Genomic DNA, 21,825 nt, shown 5'->3' with positions numbered 1-21,825 from the left:
CGCTTTGCAATAAGGGCGCCTGGGCGGATTTCTTAGCAATATATGTTAAAACAGTAAAAGGAGAGTTGATTCATGAAATTAAGTAAGGAAGAAAGAGCATGGATATTGGTTGATTGCGGCAATTCAGCATATTCCATGGCGGTTACAACTGCGTTGCTGCCAATTATATTCGGTATGTTTGAAAATGTCAAAAGCAGTATGGATCTTGGGTATTTTAATTCATTTGCAAGTATTCTGATAGCAATTCTTAGTCCCATTTTAGGTACGATTGCAGATTACAAGGATAAGAAGAAACGTTTTTTTACATTTTTTACGTTTCTGGGTGTGTTTGCTACAGCCGGGCTTGCATTTTTTTCTCCTTCCGGGGGACAATGGCAGCTGTTGATTCTCTTTTTTATCTTGTCGGCCATCGGTTTTGCAGGTGCTAATATTTTCTATGACGCATTTTTGGTAGATGTCGCGAGTAATGAAAGAATGGATAAGGTTTCTTCTTTCGGTTTTGCTTTCGGATATATCTCGAGTATCATTCCTTTTGGTATCAGTCTGGCACTGATATTCTTTATGGGAATGGATAAAGCGATCGGATATCAGATCGGGTTTATTATTACTGCTCTTTGGTGGGGGCTCCTGACCATACCTATGCTAAAAGATGTGAAACAGAGACATTATATTGAACCGGAGCCTAAGCCGGTGATCAACAGCTTTATACGTCTGGCCGATACGTTTAAAAACATAAGACAGCATAAAACGGTATTCATCTTCCTTATGGCATATTTTTTCTACATTGATGGTGTGGATACGATCATCAAAATGGTGGTACCCTATGCTACTTCCATTTTAGGAGAGGGAACGCTTGACACTTTCACTTTGCTCGGGATACTGCTGATCATACAGGTTATCGCATTTCCCTGTGCGATCCTCTACGGTAATCTGGCAAAAAGGTTTTCAGCCAGAACGATGATCATTGTCGGTATCATCACGTATATCATTGCCTGTGTAGCGGCATATTTTATATCCTCCTTATGGCATATTTTCATTCTGGGCGCTATGATCGGCTCTGCGCAGGGAGGAATTCAGGCACTCAGCAGGTCATATTATGCGAAGATTATTCCCAAGAAAAAGTCGAATGAGTTTTTTGGATTTTACAATATCTTCGGTAAATTTTCGGCCATCATCGGTCCGGTCATAATGTCTTTGACAACAACGATCACCGGTAACGCGAGATTGAGCATATTTGGAATTATTCCGCTGTTTATTATAGGATTCGTTATTTTCATTACTTTGCCTAAGGAACAAAAGTACAGTTCTGAAATTATGGAGTGAAAAAGAAGATGGATACAGGAAAAGCAAAATATTTGGTAGTTATCTCCTATGATGCATTTTCGGAAGATAACTGGGAGAAGGCAAGCAGACTTCCCAATCTTTCTAAATTAATACAAAATGGAGCATACAGCACAAAATTAAGGAGCGTCTATCCGACGCTCACTTATGTTGTACATACCACGATGGTAACAGGTGTCTATCCTGACAGGCATGGGATATATCACAATAATCCTTTCCAGCCATTTGTGGCGGAAAAGGAGCAGCGCTGGTTTTGGTTTAAGAAGGATGTCAAGGTACCTGCTATTTATGATGCGTTGAAAGGGAGCCGGATGAAATCGGCAGGAATTCTGTGGCCGGTAACAGGAAAGGCGTCCATCCGCTATAATATACCGGAGATAAGAGCGATCAAAAAAGAAAATCAGGCTTTTAAAATTTTAAAGAACGGCAGCCCTTTTTTTAGTATAAGAATGGAGAAAAAATACGGAGCACTTAGAAGAGGAATAGAACAACCCTTTCTGGATGATTTTACAACGATGTGTGCTGTGGATACCATTAAAAGAAAAAAGCCTGATCTTCTTCTGATACACTTGATCGACCTGGACGACGCGAAACATGAACATGGAACGGATAGTCCGGAAATTGAGAAGGTGCTTATCCGTATGGACAAAAGACTGGGCGATATCATGGATGCGGTTGAGAAGGCAGGCATTAAAGAGGATACGGTTTTTCTGGTCTTAGGTGATCATGGGCAGATCAATGTCAGATACAAGGTAAGGCTCAATCAGCTATTGAGGGAAAAAGGACTTATTTACGAAGAAGATGGTGAGATGAAATGGAGAGCTTATATACAGAGTGCCGGCGGAGCGGCTTATCTGCATTTAAGGGAAAATGATGATGAGGCAGAACATCTCACCCTGGATATTCTCAATAAGGCCATAACGGATGGATGCTATGGAATAGAGCGGCTATATGACAGGAAAGAACTGGATGGTTTCCATGCAGCTTCTTTGGTGACATATATGCTGGAAGCCAAGACCGGCTATTGCTTCGAAGACGGTCTGGCTGGTGAGGTTGTCACCGATCTGGAAGAACAGGGAATAAAGTATGCAACCCACGGGTATTCACCCGATAAAGCGGGCTATCGATGTAATATAGTAATATCGGGAGACTGCATAAAAAATGGATATTCCCTGGGAGAAATCCGGATGGTGGATATAGCGCCGACTATGGCAAGTATTCTGGGAATTGATTTTCATGACTGTGACGGACGGCCATTGAATGAGATTTTTTATCATTGACTGAGGGAACAATTCCAAGCATTTACCGTAAAAAACAGAATTGCAGTTCCGCCGATGGTAGTTTTTACATAGCCGGATGACACAGTGCGTGCGACGCAAAAACATGTGGAGCATTACGAAGCCGTTTGAAAGGATATATTATTTCCGACATGAAAATGCTAAAACAGTTGCAGGATAAATGAAAGAGCGGCAGGGGGCTGCTACTCATATTTTATCGGGAAATCCAAGGTCGAAAAGTAATCGGCAGGCGATTCCGGCCGTCGTATCTGACGTACGGAGCCATCCTGGCGGAGCAGCAGTTCTGCAGGCCGTAACCTTCCGTTAAAATTATTGGCATGAGAATAGGTATAGGCTCCTGCATCATGAAATATCAGGATATCGCCGGCTTCTATGCATGGGAGTCGCCTGTTCGCCGCGAAACGGTCCCTGTTTTCACATAAAGCTCCGGTAATATCATAAGTATGATCGTATGCCTTCTCTTCCTTGCCGGCAACGGTTATATGATGATAATCGGTATATCTGGAAGGGCTCATAAAGCTGTTGGTGGAAGCATCCAGACCCAGGAATGTCCTGTAGTTTTTCTTGATATGGAGGACTGAAGATACAAAATAACCATAAGGGCCGGTCATGAAAATACCGAATTCGATATATAAGGGAAGCGGTGCCAGGCCCGCCGGTTCCAAAATATCCTTATAGGCTTTTTGGATGGCATGACTCACTGCTTCAATATCCGCACCGTCAGCATCGTCCTTATAGGGGATTCCCAAGCCTCCTGCCAGATTAATGAATTCAAACTTTATACCGGTTTTATGACAGATATCGACAACCTCTTCAAATAATGAGCGGGCATTTTCTTCGAAATAATCCGTTTCAGTTCTGTGGCACCCGAACTGGTTGTGTAAGCCGAAGCGTCTGATTCCTCTCTTTTTTAAATAAGTAACACCTTCTATAAACTGTTCCTTTGTAAACCCGAACTTGTGGTCATTGTAATTCAGTATTGTTTTGCCTTCGTATTGGATAGTCCCGCCGGGATTTAATCGAAAGCAGATAAGCTTCGGAATATCCGTATGCTTTTGCAAATAATCGATATGAGAAAAATCGTCCAGATTGATAATTGCATTCAGGCTATTCGCTTTTTTAAATTCTGCGGCAGAAGTCACGTTAGAGGTAAACATGATTTCTTCTTTGCGAAAGAAGCAGGAATCGGCCAAGATCAATTCTGTTTCGGAAGAACAGTCTACGCCGCAGCCCTCTTCCTTGAATATTTGCATCAGAAATGGATTGGGTGTGGATTTCACGGCGAAGTATTCCCGGAAGCCTGCATTCCAGGAAAAAGCTTTAAATAAACGGCGTATATTCTGCCGGATCGCCTTCTCGTCATAGAGATAAAATGGGGTGGGATACTCGCAGATAAGGTTCTTTAAATCTTTGAAATCCAACGGAAAAGTTTTCATGGTCATATATTCTCCTTCTTTGCTCTGTGGTATGATTATAGTAATCTTATGCGGACCGGACGGGAAAAACAAGAATCGAAAAAGGTATCTGTACCGGTATAGATATCGTGTGAAAGGAGGGAGAGGCATGTACAAATATAACCAAATAGCCGATTCCATCAAAGACAGAATATATAAGGGCGACTTAAAGCCGGGCGAAAAGCTGCCATCCATTCAATCCTATGCCAGGGCATCGGGGTATAATTCAGATACTGTTGTAAAAGCTTACAGGCTTTTAGAAGAGGAGCATTTGATATACGCAGCACCCAAAAGCGGTTTTTACGTGGTGAAATCCATGGGCAGGCTTTCAAAAGCCGGGGATGAGATCGATCTGATTACTGTAAGGCCTCCGGATTCGATTAACCCTTATAAGGACTTTTATCACTGTATGGAGAAATCAATTTCTATCTATCAAAATAAGCTTATGGAATATGCTCCGCCCCAGGGAATGGAGGAATTAAGGGAAGTTTTGGTTAAGCATCTGATGAATTTTCATATTTTTATAAGGCAGCAGGATATTTTTATTACTAACGGTGCCCAGCAGGCTTTATATATTCTGGCAGCCATGCCGTTTCCCGGTGGCGGTACAAAAGTCATTGTGGAGCAGCCGACTTATGCGGTCATGCTTCAGGCATTAAGCTGCAATAAGATACCTGTCATAGGGATAAGAAGGGGAAAAGAGGGGATTGATTTAAAGGAATTGGAAGCGCTTTTTAAAACGGGTGATATTAAGTTCTTCTATACCATGCCGAGATTCCAAAACCCCACGGGGTTCAGCTATCATGAGAAACAAAAACGGGAAATTATAAGGCTGGCCAACCGATATGAGGTATATATTGTGGAGGACGATTATCTGGCAGATTTAGAGCTGGAGGAAAAGGTGGATTCCCTCTATGCCATGGGCGGGAAGGAGCGGGTTATTTATATCCGCAGCTTTTCCAAGACATTACTGCCTGGATTGCGCCTTGGTATGACTATCATACCGGAACCGCTGAAAAAGGAATTTATACATTACAAGCAAAGCATGGATATAAATACTCCGGTCCTGACCCAGGGGGCCTTGGAAATATATTTGAAAAGCCGTATGTATAGATCTCATGTGTTAAGAACGAAGAAGTTCTATAAAAATAAGATGGAAGCCTTAAGAGAAGTGTGCGGACTCTTTTTTTCAAGTGATGTCAAATATCATATTCCATCCACTGGTATATATGCCTTTATTGAAATGGAAAAGGGCTTGGCGGAGAAAGTAGTAAGCAGCCTGGCTGAATGTAATGTTCGGGTAAACAGTATAAAAGATTGTTATTTGGACGGATTTACCGTTTCGGAGGGAATACGCCTGTGTATATGTAACTGCGAGGATGGGGATTTGGCAAAGGCTGTGAAATTGATGAGAGATGAAATATCAAAATATACGTTATAAGAACAGGAATCACTAAACAACAAAGCCTTCACAGTTGCGGAGAAATGCGGGCCGTGAAGGCAGGGGAATAAACCGGTGTCATCTTTATAGCTTTGTAGAATTCCGTACAACCAGTTCTGTATGCAGTATTACTTGCTTATCCGGTGTATTGGGGTTCAGTATTTTTTCGATAAGGAGTTCACAGGCCTGAAATCCGATATCAAAACATGGCTGTTCGATGGTCGTTAAGGGCGGATTGCACATCAGGGACAAGTCGATGTTGTCGAAACCGATAATAGACAATTCTTCCGGTACCTTTATACCCAGCTCGTTGGCAGCACGGATCGCGCTGACTGCGAAATAGTCGGATGTACAGAACAATGCATCCGGTCTGCTTTGAAGGCTTAAAATATGTCTTGCATGTGAGAGCGCAGAATTGAAGTTAATAGAAGAAATATGGGCAGTCCATTCGGGATTCATTTCCAGACCGGCATTTTCTAAGGCAAGCCGGTAACCCTTCTCGCGATGTCTCGCGTATTTAAATTTCATATTACAATTTAAAAATCCGATTTTTTTGCATCCTATGGAAATTAAATAGTTTACTGCTTTCTGTGCGGCGGCCACGTCATCGATGCTCACATAAGACACGCCGTAAGTTTCGGAATATTCCGAACACATTACCACAGGACAGCGGAAACTCAGCTCCTCCAATAATTTGTTATTGGGAGCGGAAGACAAAATGAGCATACCCGCCAAAGAGTTATTTTTTAGAATGTTTAAATAATCATCGCTTTCGGTATAATAATCCTTAGATTGCAGCAGCAGTACATCATAGCCGTTATCATGAGCTGCTTTTTGCACGCCGTCAATGACAAGTGAATTAAAAGGGTTGTTAAAATCAGGAACACACATGAGAATAACCCTGCTTTTTGAATTATTAAGACTGGATGGAGCTTTGGGCTTAAACTGCAGTTCTTCCATTATGGAAATTACTTTTTCTCTGGTAGCTGGTTTTACAGTATCTTTATTGTTCAGAATTCTTGAGACGGTTGCGATGGAAACATTGGCTTTCTGTGCAATCTCTTCTATTGTTATTTTTGAATTTTGTGTCATAACAAATCCCCCGTTTAAATTTTTTTACTTTACTAAGTATAGCTAATAGGAAGTGAAATGTAAATAAAAATGTAAAAAATAGTGTAAAAAATAATTTTTACATTATTTTCAAGGATGAAAAAAAATAATATACAAAAATATAAAAAAATATTTATTTATAATTACCAAAAATTAAAAAAATTTAAATACACATTTGACAATTATGGCAAAATAGAATATTATGAAAATGTAAATTTACAGAAATAAAATAATTTTACAGTAAAACGAGGTGCGATATGAAATATGGAATAAGTTCATATGTATGGGTTTCTCCGTTTTCCAGCCATACATTAAATCAATTGCAGCACGCGAAGGATATGGGATTCGATATTTATGAAATCGGGGTCGAGAATCCGGATGTCATCGATATTGAATTAGTGAAGGAAGAAGCGGATAAGACAGGAATTGCGGTGCACATTTGCGGTGCCTTCGGTGAAAGACGGGACATAGGCTCCGATGTAACGGAATACAGAGAAGAAGGTATGCGATATATAAAGACTCTGATCGATATGGCGGAGGTGACAGGTTCGCCTTATGTGGCAGGCCCCATGTATGCCGCGACGGGAAAGACCGGGATAGCAGGCGGTGAAGAACGCATAAAACAAAGAAAATATGTGCTTGAGAATATGAAACGTGTCGCAGAGTATGCTGCTTCCAAAAATGTAAAGCTTGCACTGGAACCGTTGAACCGGTTTGAAACTGACTTTATGAATACGGTTAATCAGGGTCTTATGCTTATGGATGAATTGAAGCAGGATAATGTAGGATTTTTATTGGATACCTTCCATATGAATATCGAAGAAAAGGATATTCCCTCGGCAATACGGCTGGCAGGGAATAAGCTGTATGACTTTCATGCCTGTGCCAATGACAGGGGAACACCGGGAGAGGATCATTTCAACTGGCCGGAAATTAAGAAGGCGCTTGCTGATATTAATTATGACGGCTCTGTCGTAATCGAATCATTCACAACCGACATAAAAGAAATTGCAAGAGCAGTTTCTTTATGGAGACCGCTGGCCAAGGATCAGGATACTCTGGCAAGAGAAGGTCTCAGATTTCTAAAAAACACATTATAAGGAGAGAAAAGTATGAAAAAGAAAATGTACAAGAGAGTAGTGGCTTTACTGTGTGCATCCGTTATGGTGCTAAGTCTTACTGCGTGTCAGAAGACTGAGAGCACAGATACTGCAGCGGATAATCAGCAGGCGGCGGAAACGAAAGAAGAAACGGGTAATAGTGAGCCTCAGACAGAAGAAACCAGTGCAGGGGATAAGAAGGTATATGGTTATATCACACCAGGCCCTGATACATGGTATCAGAGAAACGTAGAAGGTTTCCAGATGGGAGCAGAAAAAGCGGGTTATGACGTAGTGGTACTTAACTCGGATTACGATGCCAGCAAAGAAGTTGCCAATATCGATGCAATGATAAATCAGGGAGTTGATGGTGTTTGTATTTTCTCCTTTAATGAAAATGGAGCAAAAATCGCTGCCGAAAAATTTGCAGAGGCCGGCATTCCGGTAGTGGCTACAGACTCCTGTGCTACAGCGCTGGATGCGGAACAGGATATCGTTGCTGCAATTGATTTCGACTGGGTAGAAATGGGAAATAATTATGCGCAGTGGATGGCAGATAATCATGCAGGCGAAAATTATGTTATTATTACCGGTAATTTTGAATCGGTACCTTGCCAGATGATAAATGAAGCGATGACTGCAAAATCCGAAGAATTGGCACAGAATGAATGTATCGACATAAGAGAGGGCAAGTATGACCCCAGCGAGGCAGTAAATGTTGCACAGGATCTGATTTCTTCCGGCAAAGAATTCTCCATCATATATGTAATGAATGAAGATATGGCTGCTGCTGTTGTTCAAATGCTGGAAAACAATAATCTGTTGGATCAGTACACGGTAATCGCTCAGAACGGCTCTCCTGCCGGTCTTCCTCTTATTGAGAACGGTAAACTGAGCTATACAATTTCTTCTTCCCCCGGATGGGAAGGGCTGGTATCTTTCCTTGTGCTGGATCAATATGTAACCGGCAGCAGCACAGCGGTGGAACAAGCGGTTATGCTGCCTATCATGCCTGTTGATCAAGAGAATATCAATGATGAATCTAAGGTAGTACCGTGGGAGGTCAATGATATTTATTGGGATTTGACCAACGAGTATTTTCCGGATTTAATGAAGTAATTAATGTGGTTAAGGAAAGGCAGTCATTGACTGCTTTTCCTTTATAAAGGAGATAAGATACGTTGAAAAAAATACTCGAATTAAAGGGAATTAATAAATCATTTTCGGGCATACAGGTATTGCATGATGTCAGCTTGTCTTTGTGGGCAGGAGAAGTGCTTTGCCTTGTAGGAGAAAACGGCGCCGGGAAGTCTACATTGATCAAAATCTTATCGGGGGCTGAGAAACCGGATAGTGGAGAAATTGTGTTATTCGATAAGCATTATGACAAGATGCAGCCGTCGGAGGCTATTAAGCTTGGAATAGCAACGATTTATCAGGATGTGGATCTGGTAGATACACTGACTGTTTCCGACAATATTTTTCAAGGATCAGAAATCAAATTCGGCAGAATCTTCATTAACCGGAGGGAGCAGGAAAAGATTACGGAGCAACTGCTCGACCGTCTTAAGATTCGGATCCGCCCCGATGCTATGGTGGAAGATTTGTCTCCCGGACAGAAACAAAACCTGCAGATCGCGAAAGCGCTGTATAAAGAAGCGAAAGTTATTATTATGGACGAGCCCACCGCATCGCTGGGGGAAGAGGAGACGGCATCATTGATGCAGCTTATCGGTCAGTTGAAAAAAGACGGAATTGGAATTATTTATATATCACATTATTTTGAGGAAATATATCGAGTGGGAGACCGTGCTCTCGTGTTGAAAGACGGGCACAGTATATGCGAACGCGTGTTAAAAGAAACAACGCAGGAACAGCTGATAAAGGATATGGTCGGCAGAGACGCGTCAAACTTCTATCAAAAGGGGAATTTTGATAAAAGTGACAATGCCTTGGAGATAAAAAGCTACAGCGGAAACGGTCTGGTGAAAAATGTGAGTTTTTCGGTATCGAGAGGCGAAATATTTGGCCTGGGCGGCCTGGTGGGCGCCGGACGGACTGAGTTGGTCAGAATGCTATTCGGTGCTGACAGACAGGAGTCGGGCAAGCTTTATCTGGATGGGAAGGAAATAACGCCCGCAAGCCCTAAAAATGCAATTGAAAGAGGAATATGTTATGTCTCGGAAGACAGAAAAGGCGAAGGCCTTTTTTTGGAGCGCTCTGTAAAAGAAAATATTTCTATTACCAGAAACGAAAACAAGTTCTTTTTAAGCTTGAAAGAGGAATCGAAGCTTGTTGGGGAGCAGATCGGACAACTGGACATTAAGGTCTTCGACCAACAACATGAGGTAGGGAAACTCAGCGGCGGAAATCAGCAGAAGGTAGTAATTTCCAGATGGATTTCCATGCAGGGGGATATATACATTTTCGATGAACCGTCCAAAGGCGTGGATGTAGGAGCCAGGGAGGAAATATACCGGCTTATGGAGGGACTGGCCAAGCAGGGTAAGATTATTATTATGGTCTCTTCCAATATGCCGGAGTTACTGTCTATGAGCGATCGGATCGGTGTAATGAAAGACGGAGAACTGACACATGTTTTTAAGGCAAGAGAAGTGACTGAGGACAAGCTCTTAAAGGCCTATATGGGAGTAGAGGAAACGGGCGAACGGGAAAAGGAGACAGACAATGAATATAAAGATTAAACAAACATTACTCAGGTCGCAATGGCTGATTCTTTTAATGGTTATTTTACTGATTTCTGCAATAACGGCAATCATAAATCCCAGATTTTTGATGGTGAACAATATTATGAATATCTTTGAGCAGATTGCTGTTTTGGGGCTTGTGGCAGCCGGGGCGTCTATTATAATAATTTCGGGAAATTTTGATATTTCGGTAGGTGCTATTATCGGGCTCACCTGCTGTATTACGGCAATTTTAATCAACGCGGGAGTGAACGGATTTGCTGCGTCGGCAGCAGGCATTCTGGTGAGCATGCTGTGTACTCTGTTAAACGGAATATTAGCAATACTGTTTAAGGCACCGTCCTTTATCATTTCATTGGCAACTACGAGTGTCTATACGGGAGCCGCACTTTTCATAACAAAAGGTGTGATTCGTACCGTATATGGAGAATTCGGCTTTTTAAGCAAAACAAAGGTCTTAAATATAATACCGTTAATATTTATGATCAGTCTGATCGGTTATGTCATCGTACATGTCATTTTAAAATATACACAAATCGGCAGAAGGCTGTTTGCCATTGGCTGCAATGAGAAATCCGCATTTCTCGCGGGAATAAGCGTTACCGGGAATAAATTGATATTTTTTGTGTTGAATGGTTTTTTCGTGGGCGTGGCAGCTGTCCTTTTGCTGTCAAGAGTCGGGTCGGCGCTTCCGTCATCGGGTGCGGGCATGGAACTGCAGGCGATGGGAGCGGTGGTAATAGGCGGTGTTCCTATCAGCGGCGGCAAAGGAAACATTATAGGTACTTTTTTTGGTGTACTTCTTATGGGATTGATATCCAATGTTCTTAATATTCTGGGAGTTAATCCGTATCTTCAGGAAATTGCTTCCGGAGCTATTATAATCATTGCCCTTGGTATCAGCGCGTTAAGGGTAAATTTACTGAATAAAAACTAAAGGAGGAAGGATATATGTTTCATATTGGTATTATCGGATGCGGAAAAATCGCACAGGTCAGACATATACCGGAATACACGGCGCTGAATGACGTAAAGATAGCGGGATTTTACGATGTAAGCAGGGAAAGAGCGGAAGCTTTGGCGAATGTGCATGGAGGAATTGCTTACGATTCCTATGAAGAGATGCTGAAGAATCCTCAAATCGATGCGGTAAGCGTATGTGCCGCGAATCATGTTCATGCGGAAATTACGATAAAGGCACTGGAAGCGGGAAAGCACGTTCTTTGTGAGAAGCCTATGGCAATGACTCTGGAGGAGTGCAAGGCAATGGTAGAGGCATCGGAGAGAACAGGGAGAATACTGATGATCGGACATAATCAGCGTCTGACAAAGGCTCATGGAAAAGCAAAGGAGCTGATAGATGCCGGAACAATAGGAAAGGTAATCACCTTTCAGGCGATGTTCGTCCATAAAGGACCGGAGACATGGAGTATAGACGCAGGGAAAAACACCTGGTTTTTCGATAAATCCAAGGCTGTCCTGGGAGCTATGGCTGATTTGGGAATACATAAAACGGATCTGATCCAATATCTGACAGGAGAAAAAGTAACGGAAGCCACAGCCGTTCTGACTACATTGGAAAAAACGGACGCATCCGGCAACAAGATAGGCGTAGATGATAATGCTTTTTGTATTTACAAGATGCAAAGCGGCATCGTGGGAACGATGACGGCAGGGTGGACCTGTTACGGGAATGAGAATAATTCCACGGTCATCTATGGAACAGAAGGAGTAATGAAGATATACAGCGATCCCGATTATTCAATTATATTGGAAATGAAAGACGGAGAGACGGTTAAATATTGTATAGATAAAATCCAGACAAACGATAATCAGACAACGTCAGGTGTCATAGATATGTTTGCGGATGCGTTAAGGACAGGAAGGGAACCCGAGTTGAACGGACAGACTGCGCTGAACGCAATGGAAGCGGTTTTTGCCTGTGTGGAGAGCTCAAGGACAGGCAGAACCGTTCAAATAGAGAGATAAGAAATTACCGGGCTTTGAAAGGAGCAATAAATATGAAATTAGGATTTGTAAGCGCAATTCTTGAAAAAGACAGCTTTGAAGAAATGATAGATACGGCGGCAGAGCTGGGATTTTCCTGTGTGGAGGTTGCCTGCTGGCCAAACGGCAAGGCGGAAAGGAGATATGCGGGAGTCAGCCATATAGATGTTAATCGTACGGAGGATAGCTATATAGACTATATTAAGGACTATTGCGGAAATAAATCTATTGAAATTTCTTCTTTAGCGTTCTATCCGAATACGCTGGACGGCAATCTGGAAAAGAGAGAGGCAAATATCGCCCATCTGAAACAGATTATTTTGTTCAGTGCAAAGTTAGGCGTAAATATGGTAACTACTTTTATCGGCAGAGACCAACATAAAACCGTAGAAGAGAATCTGAATATATTCGCGGATATATGGAAACCGATTATGGCATTTGCAGAAGAAAACAAGGTGAAAATTGCAATCGAAAATTGTCCCATGTTATTTGGCCCGGAGCAGTGGCCGGGTGGGCAGAATCTTGCTTCCACACCTGAGATTTGGAGAAAAATGTTCGAGCTGATACCCAGCGATTATTTGGGAATCAATTATGACCCTTCCCATTTCGTTTGGCAGATGATCGATTATATTAAGCCTATTTATGAGTTTGCGGACAAGATATTTCATGTGCATTATAAAGACATTAAGCTGTATAAAGATCGCCTGGAGAAAGTAGGAAGCATGGCATATCCGCTCGCTTATATGTCGCCGAAGCTCCCGGGACTGGGTGATGTGGATTGGGGAAAATATGTCAGTGCATTGTCCGACGTAGGATATGACGGCTATTCCTGCATAGAAGTCGAGGACAGGGCCTTTGAAGGAACGAGAGGAAATATTATAAAGAGTCTTAAGCTGAGCAAAAGATATATGGAACAGTTTGTTATATAAATCCGAATCAGAGGTAAATATTAAAAACATTTATTTTATATATTCGTACTTGAAAATGGGCCGTTTCGGCTCATTTTTGTTGTCTTATAGGATTAGGATGTCAAAAGGTCCTTTTTGCGAACGTCTCTGGACAATATGCCCAAAACAAAAAGACTCCTGCGCCGGATTCCAATATATAAGAAGTTCTAATTCTCAGTCCATTTGAACCAAACATAACAGAAAACAAAAAACTCGCTGCGCTCAAACAGTTTTGTTTTCTGTTATGGCACAAATGTCCAGAGAAAGAACTTCTAAATATTTTCATAGGCACAGTCTTTCTTTTTGTTTCGGGCATATTGACTCGAATATTTTTAAAAAGGACCTTTTGACACCCTAATTCTTATTGGATAGCACGTCCTTAGTATATTGCATCGAATGTCTGTTTGGTATATAATAATATATAATATCTAAACGGGAAGGGGAAGAGATATGGGAACTATCGATAAAAGTGATTTGTATTATGAAGTTTACGGCGAAGGGCTTCCGCTTGTGATGCTGCATGGATGGGGGGTGGACCGCCGTATACTATCCCACTGTATAGAGCCTATGCTTGCCGGGTATCCTATGCCTGTTCAGCGGATTTATATCGATTTGCCGGGTATGGGCCGGTCGCCGGCGGCGCCGCATATCCGCACGTCCGATCACGTTTTGGATGCATTGGCGGCGCTTTTGGACGAACTGATACCAGGGCAGCGTTTTCTGCTTATGGGTGAGTCGTACGGCGGATATCTGGCCCGGGGCATGGTAAGGCAGCGTGCATCTCAAATCGCCGGACTCATACTGCTTTGTCCGCTCATCATTCCCGGAAATCGTCAGGGGAATGTGGAGCCGCTGCGCGTGATGGAAAAGGACGAGGCCTTTTTGAGTACGCTCAGTGCGCAGGACAGGGCAAGTTTTGAATATTTAAATGTAATACTTACTGAAAACGTCTGGAACCGCTTCCGTGATGATATATTGGAGGCACTGCAGCACCAGAACACCCATTTTCTCCAGTCGCTGGACGGAGCATTTTCTTTTGACGCGGATGAACTGGAAAGGCCTTTTGCAGCACCGTGTCTGATACTCACAGGCAGACAGGATACCGAGGTTGGATGGCGCGATCAATTCAGGCTCATGGATATCTACCCTAATGCCACGTTTGCTGTACTCAACCGTGCGGGCCATAACCTGCAAATTGAGCAGCCTGAGCAATTTCTGTCGATCCTGATTCATTGGCTTAGCGACAATATGGAGCTGTTTGGGGAATTCCCGAAAGATGATACAATTGTCTGAAGAAAGAAACAGTCGTGAAAAACGAAAATTACTGCGACGGAAGGGCGATAATACATGGATGGAAATATTTCATGGTTTATAAATAAACAAGTTGAAAAAGTGATAAACGGATTAGAAAAGCATAATATGAAAGGAATCTTTGTAAAGGATGAAGAGGAATTAATAGAAATATTAAAAGAATTCATTCAGGAGGATTCTGTTGTTGGAACAGGCGATTCCATTACTCTTCTGGAAACCGGAGTTTTAGATTTTCTGCGCGAAGGAAACTATATTTTCCTGGATAAATACAGGGACGGAATTACGAGCGAAGAAAAACGGCAGATTTATATACAGAATTTCTCGGCAGACACGTTCCTTTGCAGCACGAATGCTTTGACGGAAGAGGGAGAACTTTATAACATCGACGGGAATGGAAGCAGAGTGGCCCCAATGATATATGGACCGAAGCAAGTCATAATAGTTGCCGGAATAAATAAACTGGTTAAAAATCTCGAAGAGGCGGAAAGAAGGGTTAGAAATTATGCCGCGCCTATTGATGCGAAGAGGTTAGGGAAGGACACGCCATGCACTAAGCTGGGGCATTGTGTGGATTGTAAAAGTCCGGATAGGATATGCAATGATTTTGTGACCATAACAAGACAGTTTGTTAAGGATAGGATAAAGGTAATTATTGTGGCGAAGCAGCTGGGATATTAAGTTATCTTCTTATAAAGAGAATATGACATGCTATTGTCATATTCTTTTTGTTATACTCTTCAAAAAGGAGGGAATGTTCATGGATAAAATAAATAATGATGAGAGCAGATACGGAGAATCTCATACTTCGTCTGTGTGGCATGTGGTCGATGTCATTGATTATGGGGAGCAGAAGATAATAAACGGATTGCCGCAGTTTGGGTTTCATGATTATACCGGTGCCTGCTATATCGCAGAATATCACAGAAACTTTATAGGATTACTTGACGATGGCGGCGCTGCATGGACGGCAGGAGCCACAGACCCGGAACTTGCTCCCGTGCACTTTAGCGTTTCGCTGACACAGCCTAAATATATTTCAAGGGCATTTCAGCATAATACCCTGCTTGTTTCCGAAGATAGGTACATATATCAAATGGACTTATCCACGAACTGTTTCACTGCCCTTATTGATAAGGAGGAAGCCGGAATTGTCGATATAGGGAATTGTATCTATGACCATAACGATGATATATGGGTAAATGACGTCAGGGGATTCCGGATTTTTCATTTCAGCTATGATGGTACGCTGATTGAAACGATAGGAAAAAAGGAAGCAGGATTTCAAAAAGGAACAGTACCTTTTCATCAGGCGTCCTTCCACTGGATATATGATATGAGATTGGGGGCTGACGGAAATCTTTATGTTCTTGACAGCAGAAACTATGCGGTCCGCAAGATTGACCCTGAGGCCAAAACAGTGACTACAATTTGCGGGGACGGAACAGGCGGATATTGCGGCGACGGCGGCGATGCACGATATGCCCGCCTTGGGGCCGGGGCCGATCCGGCGGAAGTATTCGACGGTCCCTGGTCTTTGTCGGTGGATGAAAAGAATAACATAATCATCGGAGATACATATAACCGGGCGATTAGGGTTATTCAGGCCGGTACGAATATCATTACGACCGTAGCGGATGCGAGCAATACAACAGCCGACGGTAAGAGGGCCGGCTTTGAGAAAATATGCGGTATGGACTATTGGAACGGAATGCTGTATATTCCTGATTGGAGAGAGGAAACTCCCAATACCTTCATTATCCTGCAGAATAAAAGCAGGGCCTTTCCCAATCATAATTAGACGGGACGGGCGGCTATGTAAAAAGAGAGCTTAAAAGGGGACACAAGGATGAAACCACAAACCACCGTTATTTAATATTATGATATTTGATAAGTACATCCTCAATTTCTATGCGGGATATGAGCTGTCTACGATAATTGTCAGCGCTGTTTTCCTGCTCCTTTTGTATCTGCTTGCCGACAAGCTGCGGCTTAGCTATTTTACTCTTAAAAAATTGACGGGGTCGGCCGGCCTGTTCCCCTGATTTGCCCTTTACCGGAAAATTACATGTAAGCAAAAAATAAACCAGTGCCTTTCTTGAATTAAAAAAGGCACTGACTTTTTTGATAGAAATATTATTTTGAGAAAAGTGAGTTATAATTATGAATGCTTGCACTGCGACCTTCGTCTGTCAGCTTTGTTAAACCGTCTGACAGCTTAATGTAGCCTTCATGCTCTAATAACTTGATAATTTTTGATGTGAATTCGACCGTCCAGTGCAGATGTGCCGGTATAGTATTAACGCCTGCTTTTGAATCTTCTTCAGCACTGGACTCATGGTTAAACAGGTGAAAAAGAAGCATTGTTTTAGCAAACTCAATTTTCTGTGTCTTGCGTCTGAGCAATGAACCAATCAGTCCTCTGCGGGGAGCAAAAATAAAAACGGCCAGAAAAACCAATCCGGTCACCACTGCCATGCTGCCGGCGATGGAGACATCAAACATTGTTGCGGCCTGATAACCGAGGATGCCGTTGACGGCTCCGATCCCGCCGCTTAAGATCAGCATATGTTTGAGATCGTCCGTCAGCAAATAAGCCGTTACCGGAGGTCCGATCATAAAGGCTACGACCAGCACCGAGCCCACCGCCTGAAATGCGCCGACGGTAGTCAGGGATACAAGCGTCATTAAGCCATAGTGCATCAATGCCGGAGAGAAACCCAATACCGCGGCGAGCATGGGATCAAAGGTCGCTGCCTTCAATTCCTTAAAGAATATAATAATGGCGCTAAGATTGATCAGTAACAGTATCCCGGTTGTGTAGATTGCCTTCGCACCAATGTCTTTGCCGCCGATGACCATGCGGTCGAAGGGGGCGAAGGCCAGCTCTCCCAAAAGCACTGAATCGGTATCCAGGTGAACGGAACCTGCGTAGCGGGTAACCAGGATGATGGCGATGGAAAAGAGCAGCGGAAAAACCACACCGATGGCAGCATCTTCTGCCAGGAGCCGGGTCCGGCTCAGCATTTCCGTCAGCCAGACGGTCATAACACCCATTAACGCCGCACCCGCAATGAGCAGTGGGGAGGAAAGGTCATAGGTGACGAAAAAAGCAAGCACTATCCCTAACAGTATCGTATGGGTAATGGAGTCAGACATCATAGACATCTTACGGAGTACCAGAAAAACTCCGGGAAGAGCACAAGCTACCGCCACAATGACAGCAATGATTTGAATTTCAATTTGAGGGGACATCCGGCTTACCTCCTTCCAGTTTATACAAAATTCTATTTCTCCTTCGCACATAAATCCGGTGCAGTATCCCTCTGCCCGGTGCAAACAGGACGCTGATGACTACTATGGTGCTGATACAAATCACGATAGCCGGGCCCGTGGGCAGCTTTGGCACGAGAGAACTGGCAGCAGTACCGATAACGCCCGATACGGCTCCGAACAGCGCTGAGAGCATTACCATGATCCACAGTTTATTCGTCCACTGACGGGCGGCAACGGCGGGGGTGATCAGCATGGCACTCATAAGGATCACGCCTACAGCCTGCAATCCTATAATGATTGCCAGTACGATCATAAACGACAGCAGCAGATTCAGCCTTTTGGGTGAAAAGCCAAGACTCTGGGCAAAATCGGCATCAAAGGTAAAGAGCTTGAATTCCTTCCAGAACAAAAGTACCAGTGTCAGAAGCAGCAGGCCGCAGATTACCATCAGGAGGATATCCCGCTGCAAAAGTGTGGATGCCTGCCCGAAAATAAAGCGTTTGAGTCCGGCTTGGTTGGAGTTAGGAATCTTCTGTACATAGGTGAGCATTACCAGGCCCAATCCGAAAAAGACAGACATGACCAGAGCGAGGGCGCTGTCAAACTTCACACGGGTATATCTCACAATGCTGACAATGAACAGCGTTGCCAGCAGACCGGAAATAAGAGCGCCTAACAGCAGAATTTCCGTATTTTTGCTTCCCAATAGAACAAAAGCCATGACCACACCGGGCAGCGCAGAATGCGATATCCCGTCTCCCAAAAGGCTCTGCTTTCTCAAGACTGCAAAGCTGCCCAACACTCCGCTGATCAGTCCCAAAAGAGCGGAACCCAGAGCGACCGTTTGAAAGGTATAGTCTGAAAACAAAGCAATTACACTGTTCATATCACACCACACTCCTTAGAAGAGCGGCGCAGTTGTGATAGGTTTTCTTCAGATTTTCTTCATGGAATACCTCCTCCACAGGTCCGCTTGCAACTACGCGAAGATTGATCAGGGTTACCCAGTCGAAATAATCCGGAACCGTCTGTAAATCATGGTGGACAACCACTACGGTTTTGCCTTGATCTTTCAACTCCTTTAGAAGGGCAACGATGGCCTTTTCCGTTTGGGCATCAACACCCTTAAAAGGTTCATCCATAAAGTAGACTTCAGCCTCCTGGGCTAAAGCACGGGCGAGAAATACTCGCTGCTGCTGACCGCCGGAGAGCTGGCTGATTTGCCTGGAAGCATAATCCTGCATGCCTACCTTTGCCAGTGTTTGTTTTGTCAGTTCTATATCTGATTTGCGGGGGCGGCGAATCCATCCCAGCTTGCCGTAGCATCCCATCAGGACAACATCCTGTACCGTAGCCGGGAAATCCCAGTCTACACTGCCGCTTTGAGGCACATAACCAATCTGGTTTTTCAGGGTCCGTATACCGCCGTTTCCGTCAAGAAAGTGAACCGCTCCGGTAACCGGCTTCAAAAGTCCCAGCATAGCTTTTATCAAGGTCGTCTTACCTGCTCCGTTAGGGCCTATTACTGCCATCAATTTGCCTTTTGGGATCTTCAAGTCGATATCCCAAAGCACCGGCTTGGCGTCATAAGCTACCGTAAGGTCCTCTACCTCCACTGCATAATTTTGTTGTATTTTCATAATTTTTCCTCCCACTATTTTAAAGCATCCACAATCGTATCAATATTTGCTTTTACGGTCAGAATGTAAGTTTCGGCTCCTGAATCTGCGCCTCCCAGGGAGTCGGAATACAACTCTCCGCCTATGGCGACATCAAAGCCTTTTGCTTTTACTGCGGCTTGCAAGGCTTCAATGGTCTTAGGCGGTACGGAGGATTCCACAAAGATTGCCTTGATTTGTCTTTCTACAATGAAATCTGCCAGAGCACTCACATCGGACGTGCCCGCCTCTGCGTCGGTGCTGATTCCCTGCAGGCCCCTCACTTCAAATCCGTATGCTTTGCCGAAATATTGAAATGCATCATGAGCGGTAACCAGTACTCGCTGTGATTCCGGCAGCTCCGTCACACGATTGCGGATGTATGTATCCGTTTCATCCAACTCTTTCAAATAAGATTCTAAATTGGCTTCATAATCTGCTTTTCCTTCCGGATCAGCCTGAGTCAGCCCCTCCGCAACAGCTTTTGCCGCTTGCTTCCATAGGGAAACATCAAACCAAATATGGGGATCATGGACCGAACTGTCGTTTTCCCAGGCCAGAAGCATAGATTCATCCAGTCCATTTTCAATACAAATGACAGTAGAACCCTGGGTGGACAGATTTTCAAATATTTCACCCATTTTCCCTTCGAGATGCAAACCGTTATATACTACAACATCTGCTTTCTGCATCAGAGAAACATCTCCTGCACTGGCTTGATACAGATGAGGATCGATGCCGGGTCCCATAAGACCATTGGCAGTGATGCGTTCGCCTCCGATTTCCTCTGCCAGATCGGTCAGCATGGTAGTAGTAGCGACTACATTCAATTTATCCGTCCCTGACTCTGCGCTTTCTGCGGGAGCTGAGCAGCCCGCAAGTAATAATGTCAAACTTAGAACTGTGCCAAGAAGGCTTTTAATCTTATTGTTCATGTGAATCCTCCTTATAATTTTTTTGTGTGATCAATCTTCCGTCCGGTCTATATAGATTTGACGGGCGGCTTTGTAACTAATCTGAACGTGTTTTCCGTCCAGATCAAGGGTAAGCGGTCCTTCATATGCGGCAGCCTCTACAATGCGAACGGGGCTCCCTATGGTGATACCTGCTTCCTGTAAATAGTCCAGCAATTCCTTTTCCTCTGTTACACGCCGGATATGAGAGACGGTACCGACGGGAAGCAGATCCAGGGTCTGCAGAGGGTGGTGGTGGATCTCGCCGTCAGAATGAGGAATCTCGCTGCCATGTGGGCAGTACGCCGGATAATTCAAGAATTTATCCAGCCGGGAAGTCAGGCGGGAAGGCGTAATGTGCTCCAGCAGCTCCGCATCTTCATGAGCCTCACTCCATGTATAACCAAGATGGCGCATCAGAAATACCTCCCAGAGCCGGTGCCCGCGCACCAGTGAAATAGCAGCGCTCATTCCTTCCGCTGTCAGACGGGAACCCTTATAGGGCTCATAATGAATAAGCCCTTCCCGCTTCAGCTTGCCGAGCATCTCCGTAACGGAGGCAGGCGCGATCTGCAAGGTTTCCGCAATCTGCTTATTGTTCACTAACTCCTCCATTCCGCCAAGTTTATAAATGGTTTTTAAATAATCCTCTTTATTTGGTGTCATTTTTTTCTTCCTCCGTTTTGAATAAACAATCCGTATGAATTTGGCTTAAGATGCAACAATGTATTTAGGCATACCTAAATTTAATTAAATTATATACCTAAAATATAAAAACTGCAAGCGGTTTTTAAAAATCAATGAATTGACTGTAAGAATTGTTAGGGATGGGAAATAACGTTTCCCTTGACTAATTTATGATGATTGGTGAAAAGTGTTACATATGTCAAAAGGTCCTTTTTGCGAACGTCTCTTGACAATATGCCCAAAGCAAAAAGACTCCCGCACCGAATTCCAATATATAAGAAGTTCTAATTCTCAGTCCATCCCTGCCAAACATAACAGAAAACAAATGTCCAGAGAAAGAACTTCTAAATATTTTCATAGGCGCAGTCGTTCTTTTTGTTTTGGGCATATTGCCTCGAATATTTTAAAAAGGACCTTTTGACACCCTAATCCTATGATGTTGGGGTCAATTTAGGATTTTTATTCCCCCAATTCTTTAGCACCTTGAAAATTTCACACATATTTTTAAAAACATTATTCAAAAAGGGTAAATCGTTA

The 21,825-nt window shown here is 43.5% G+C and carries 20 protein-coding genes; 13 read left to right on the top strand and 7 right to left on the bottom strand.

The genetic code is table 11. The annotated features are described in order from the left end of the window. The first annotated feature begins 72 nt into the window (after nt 1-72). Both V6984_RS15900 and V6984_RS15895 read left to right on the top strand, forming a co-directional pair. Nucleotides 73-1,323, top strand: a complete 1,251-nt coding sequence (locus V6984_RS15900) for an MFS transporter (RefSeq protein ID WP_342756589.1) — start codon at nt 73-75, stop codon at nt 1,321-1,323. A gap of 8 nt (nt 1,324-1,331) precedes the next feature. Beyond that, nucleotides 1,332-2,621 (top strand): alkaline phosphatase family protein, encoded by a 1,290-nt coding sequence (locus tag V6984_RS15895; protein ID WP_342756588.1) that lies wholly within the window; start codon nt 1,332-1,334, stop codon nt 2,619-2,621. Between the two features lie 200 nt (nt 2,622-2,821). Here V6984_RS15895 and V6984_RS15890 read toward each other — a convergent pair whose 3' ends face one another. Beyond that, the gene (locus tag V6984_RS15890; protein ID WP_342756587.1) at nt 2,822-4,075 is read right to left on the bottom strand and encodes a diaminopimelate decarboxylase; all 1,254 of its coding nucleotides are present in this window, start codon (nt 4,073-4,075) and stop codon (nt 2,822-2,824) included. A 127-nt stretch (nt 4,076-4,202) separates the two neighbouring features. Here V6984_RS15890 and V6984_RS15885 point away from each other — a divergent pair, with 127 nt between their 5' ends. Beyond that, nucleotides 4,203-5,534, top strand: a complete 1,332-nt coding sequence (locus V6984_RS15885; RefSeq protein WP_342756586.1) for a PLP-dependent aminotransferase family protein — start codon at nt 4,203-4,205, stop codon at nt 5,532-5,534. Between the two features lie 84 nt (nt 5,535-5,618). Here V6984_RS15885 and V6984_RS15880 read toward each other — a convergent pair whose 3' ends face one another. Continuing rightward, entirely contained in the window at nt 5,619-6,626 is a 1,008-nt protein-coding gene (locus tag V6984_RS15880; RefSeq protein WP_342756585.1) for a LacI family DNA-binding transcriptional regulator, read from the bottom strand. 275 nt (nt 6,627-6,901) lie between these two features. On the opposite strand from V6984_RS15880, the gene V6984_RS15875 reads away from it, so the two are divergent. From V6984_RS15875 to V6984_RS15830, 10 genes are all read left to right on the top strand, one after another. Next, entirely contained in the window at nt 6,902-7,744 is an 843-nt protein-coding gene (locus V6984_RS15875; protein ID WP_342756584.1) for a sugar phosphate isomerase/epimerase family protein, read from the top strand. A gap of 12 nt (nt 7,745-7,756) precedes the next feature. Then, nucleotides 7,757-8,863: a sugar ABC transporter substrate-binding protein gene (locus tag V6984_RS15870; protein ID WP_342756583.1), complete on the top strand. Its 1,107-nt coding sequence runs from the start codon at nt 7,757-7,759 to the stop codon at nt 8,861-8,863. A 62-nt stretch (nt 8,864-8,925) separates the two neighbouring features. Further along, nucleotides 8,926-10,449 (top strand): sugar ABC transporter ATP-binding protein, encoded by a 1,524-nt coding sequence (locus tag V6984_RS15865; protein WP_342756582.1) that lies wholly within the window; start codon nt 8,926-8,928, stop codon nt 10,447-10,449. Further along, nucleotides 10,433-11,389 (top strand): ABC transporter permease, encoded by a 957-nt coding sequence (locus V6984_RS15860; RefSeq protein WP_342756581.1) that lies wholly within the window; start codon nt 10,433-10,435, stop codon nt 11,387-11,389. The genes V6984_RS15865 and V6984_RS15860 overlap by 17 nt, the downstream gene beginning before the upstream one ends. A gap of 14 nt (nt 11,390-11,403) precedes the next feature. Beyond that, nucleotides 11,404-12,441, top strand: coding sequence for a Gfo/Idh/MocA family oxidoreductase (locus V6984_RS15855; RefSeq protein ID WP_342756580.1), 1,038 nt, complete (start codon nt 11,404-11,406; stop codon nt 12,439-12,441). Between the two features lie 32 nt (nt 12,442-12,473). Continuing rightward, entirely contained in the window at nt 12,474-13,388 is a 915-nt protein-coding gene (locus V6984_RS15850; protein WP_342756579.1) for a sugar phosphate isomerase/epimerase, read from the top strand. A 468-nt stretch (nt 13,389-13,856) separates the two neighbouring features. Beyond that, nucleotides 13,857-14,699 carry an alpha/beta hydrolase gene (locus tag V6984_RS15845; RefSeq protein WP_342756578.1) on the top strand — a complete coding sequence of 281 codons (843 nt, stop codon included), beginning with the start codon at nt 13,857-13,859 and terminating at the stop codon, nt 14,697-14,699. A 54-nt stretch (nt 14,700-14,753) separates the two neighbouring features. Continuing rightward, the gene (locus V6984_RS15840; RefSeq protein ID WP_342756577.1) at nt 14,754-15,395 is read left to right on the top strand and encodes a lactate utilization protein; all 642 of its coding nucleotides are present in this window, start codon (nt 14,754-14,756) and stop codon (nt 15,393-15,395) included. Nucleotides 15,396-15,474: 79 nt separating this feature from the next. Then, nucleotides 15,475-16,515, top strand: coding sequence for a hypothetical protein (locus V6984_RS15835; RefSeq protein ID WP_342756576.1), 1,041 nt, complete (start codon nt 15,475-15,477; stop codon nt 16,513-16,515). Between the two features lie 79 nt (nt 16,516-16,594). Further along, nucleotides 16,595-16,759, top strand: coding sequence for a hypothetical protein (locus tag V6984_RS15830; RefSeq protein ID WP_342756575.1), 165 nt, complete (start codon nt 16,595-16,597; stop codon nt 16,757-16,759). A 91-nt stretch (nt 16,760-16,850) separates the two neighbouring features. Here V6984_RS15830 and V6984_RS15825 read toward each other — a convergent pair whose 3' ends face one another. From V6984_RS15825 to V6984_RS15805, 5 genes are read right to left on the bottom strand one after another with little or no spacing between them, the layout of a single operon-like run. Continuing rightward, entirely contained in the window at nt 16,851-18,020 is a 1,170-nt protein-coding gene (locus V6984_RS15825; RefSeq protein ID WP_342756574.1) for a metal ABC transporter permease, read from the bottom strand. Then, nucleotides 17,953-18,876: a metal ABC transporter permease gene (locus tag V6984_RS15820; protein WP_342756573.1), complete on the bottom strand. Its 924-nt coding sequence runs from the start codon at nt 18,874-18,876 to the stop codon at nt 17,953-17,955. The genes V6984_RS15825 and V6984_RS15820 overlap by 68 nt, the downstream gene beginning before the upstream one ends. A gap of 1 nt (nt 18,877) precedes the next feature. Continuing rightward, nucleotides 18,878-19,630 carry a metal ABC transporter ATP-binding protein gene (locus tag V6984_RS15815; protein ID WP_342756572.1) on the bottom strand — a complete coding sequence of 251 codons (753 nt, stop codon included), beginning with the start codon at nt 19,628-19,630 and terminating at the stop codon, nt 18,878-18,880. 14 nt (nt 19,631-19,644) lie between these two features. Continuing rightward, the gene (locus V6984_RS15810) at nt 19,645-20,583 is read right to left on the bottom strand and encodes a metal ABC transporter solute-binding protein, Zn/Mn family (protein ID WP_342756571.1); all 939 of its coding nucleotides are present in this window, start codon (nt 20,581-20,583) and stop codon (nt 19,645-19,647) included. A 30-nt stretch (nt 20,584-20,613) separates the two neighbouring features. Then, nucleotides 20,614-21,267, bottom strand: a complete 654-nt coding sequence (locus V6984_RS15805) for a metal-dependent transcriptional regulator (RefSeq protein WP_342756570.1) — start codon at nt 21,265-21,267, stop codon at nt 20,614-20,616. Nucleotides 21,268-21,825 lie beyond the last annotated feature (558 nt).

The sequence above is a fragment of the Kineothrix sp. IPX-CK genome, assembly GCF_039134705.1.
Taxonomy (GTDB): domain Bacteria; phylum Bacillota; class Clostridia; order Lachnospirales; family Lachnospiraceae; genus Kineothrix; species Kineothrix sedimenti.
Note: the sequence above shows the minus strand (reverse complement) of the source record. Positions and strands in the feature narration are given on the sequence as shown.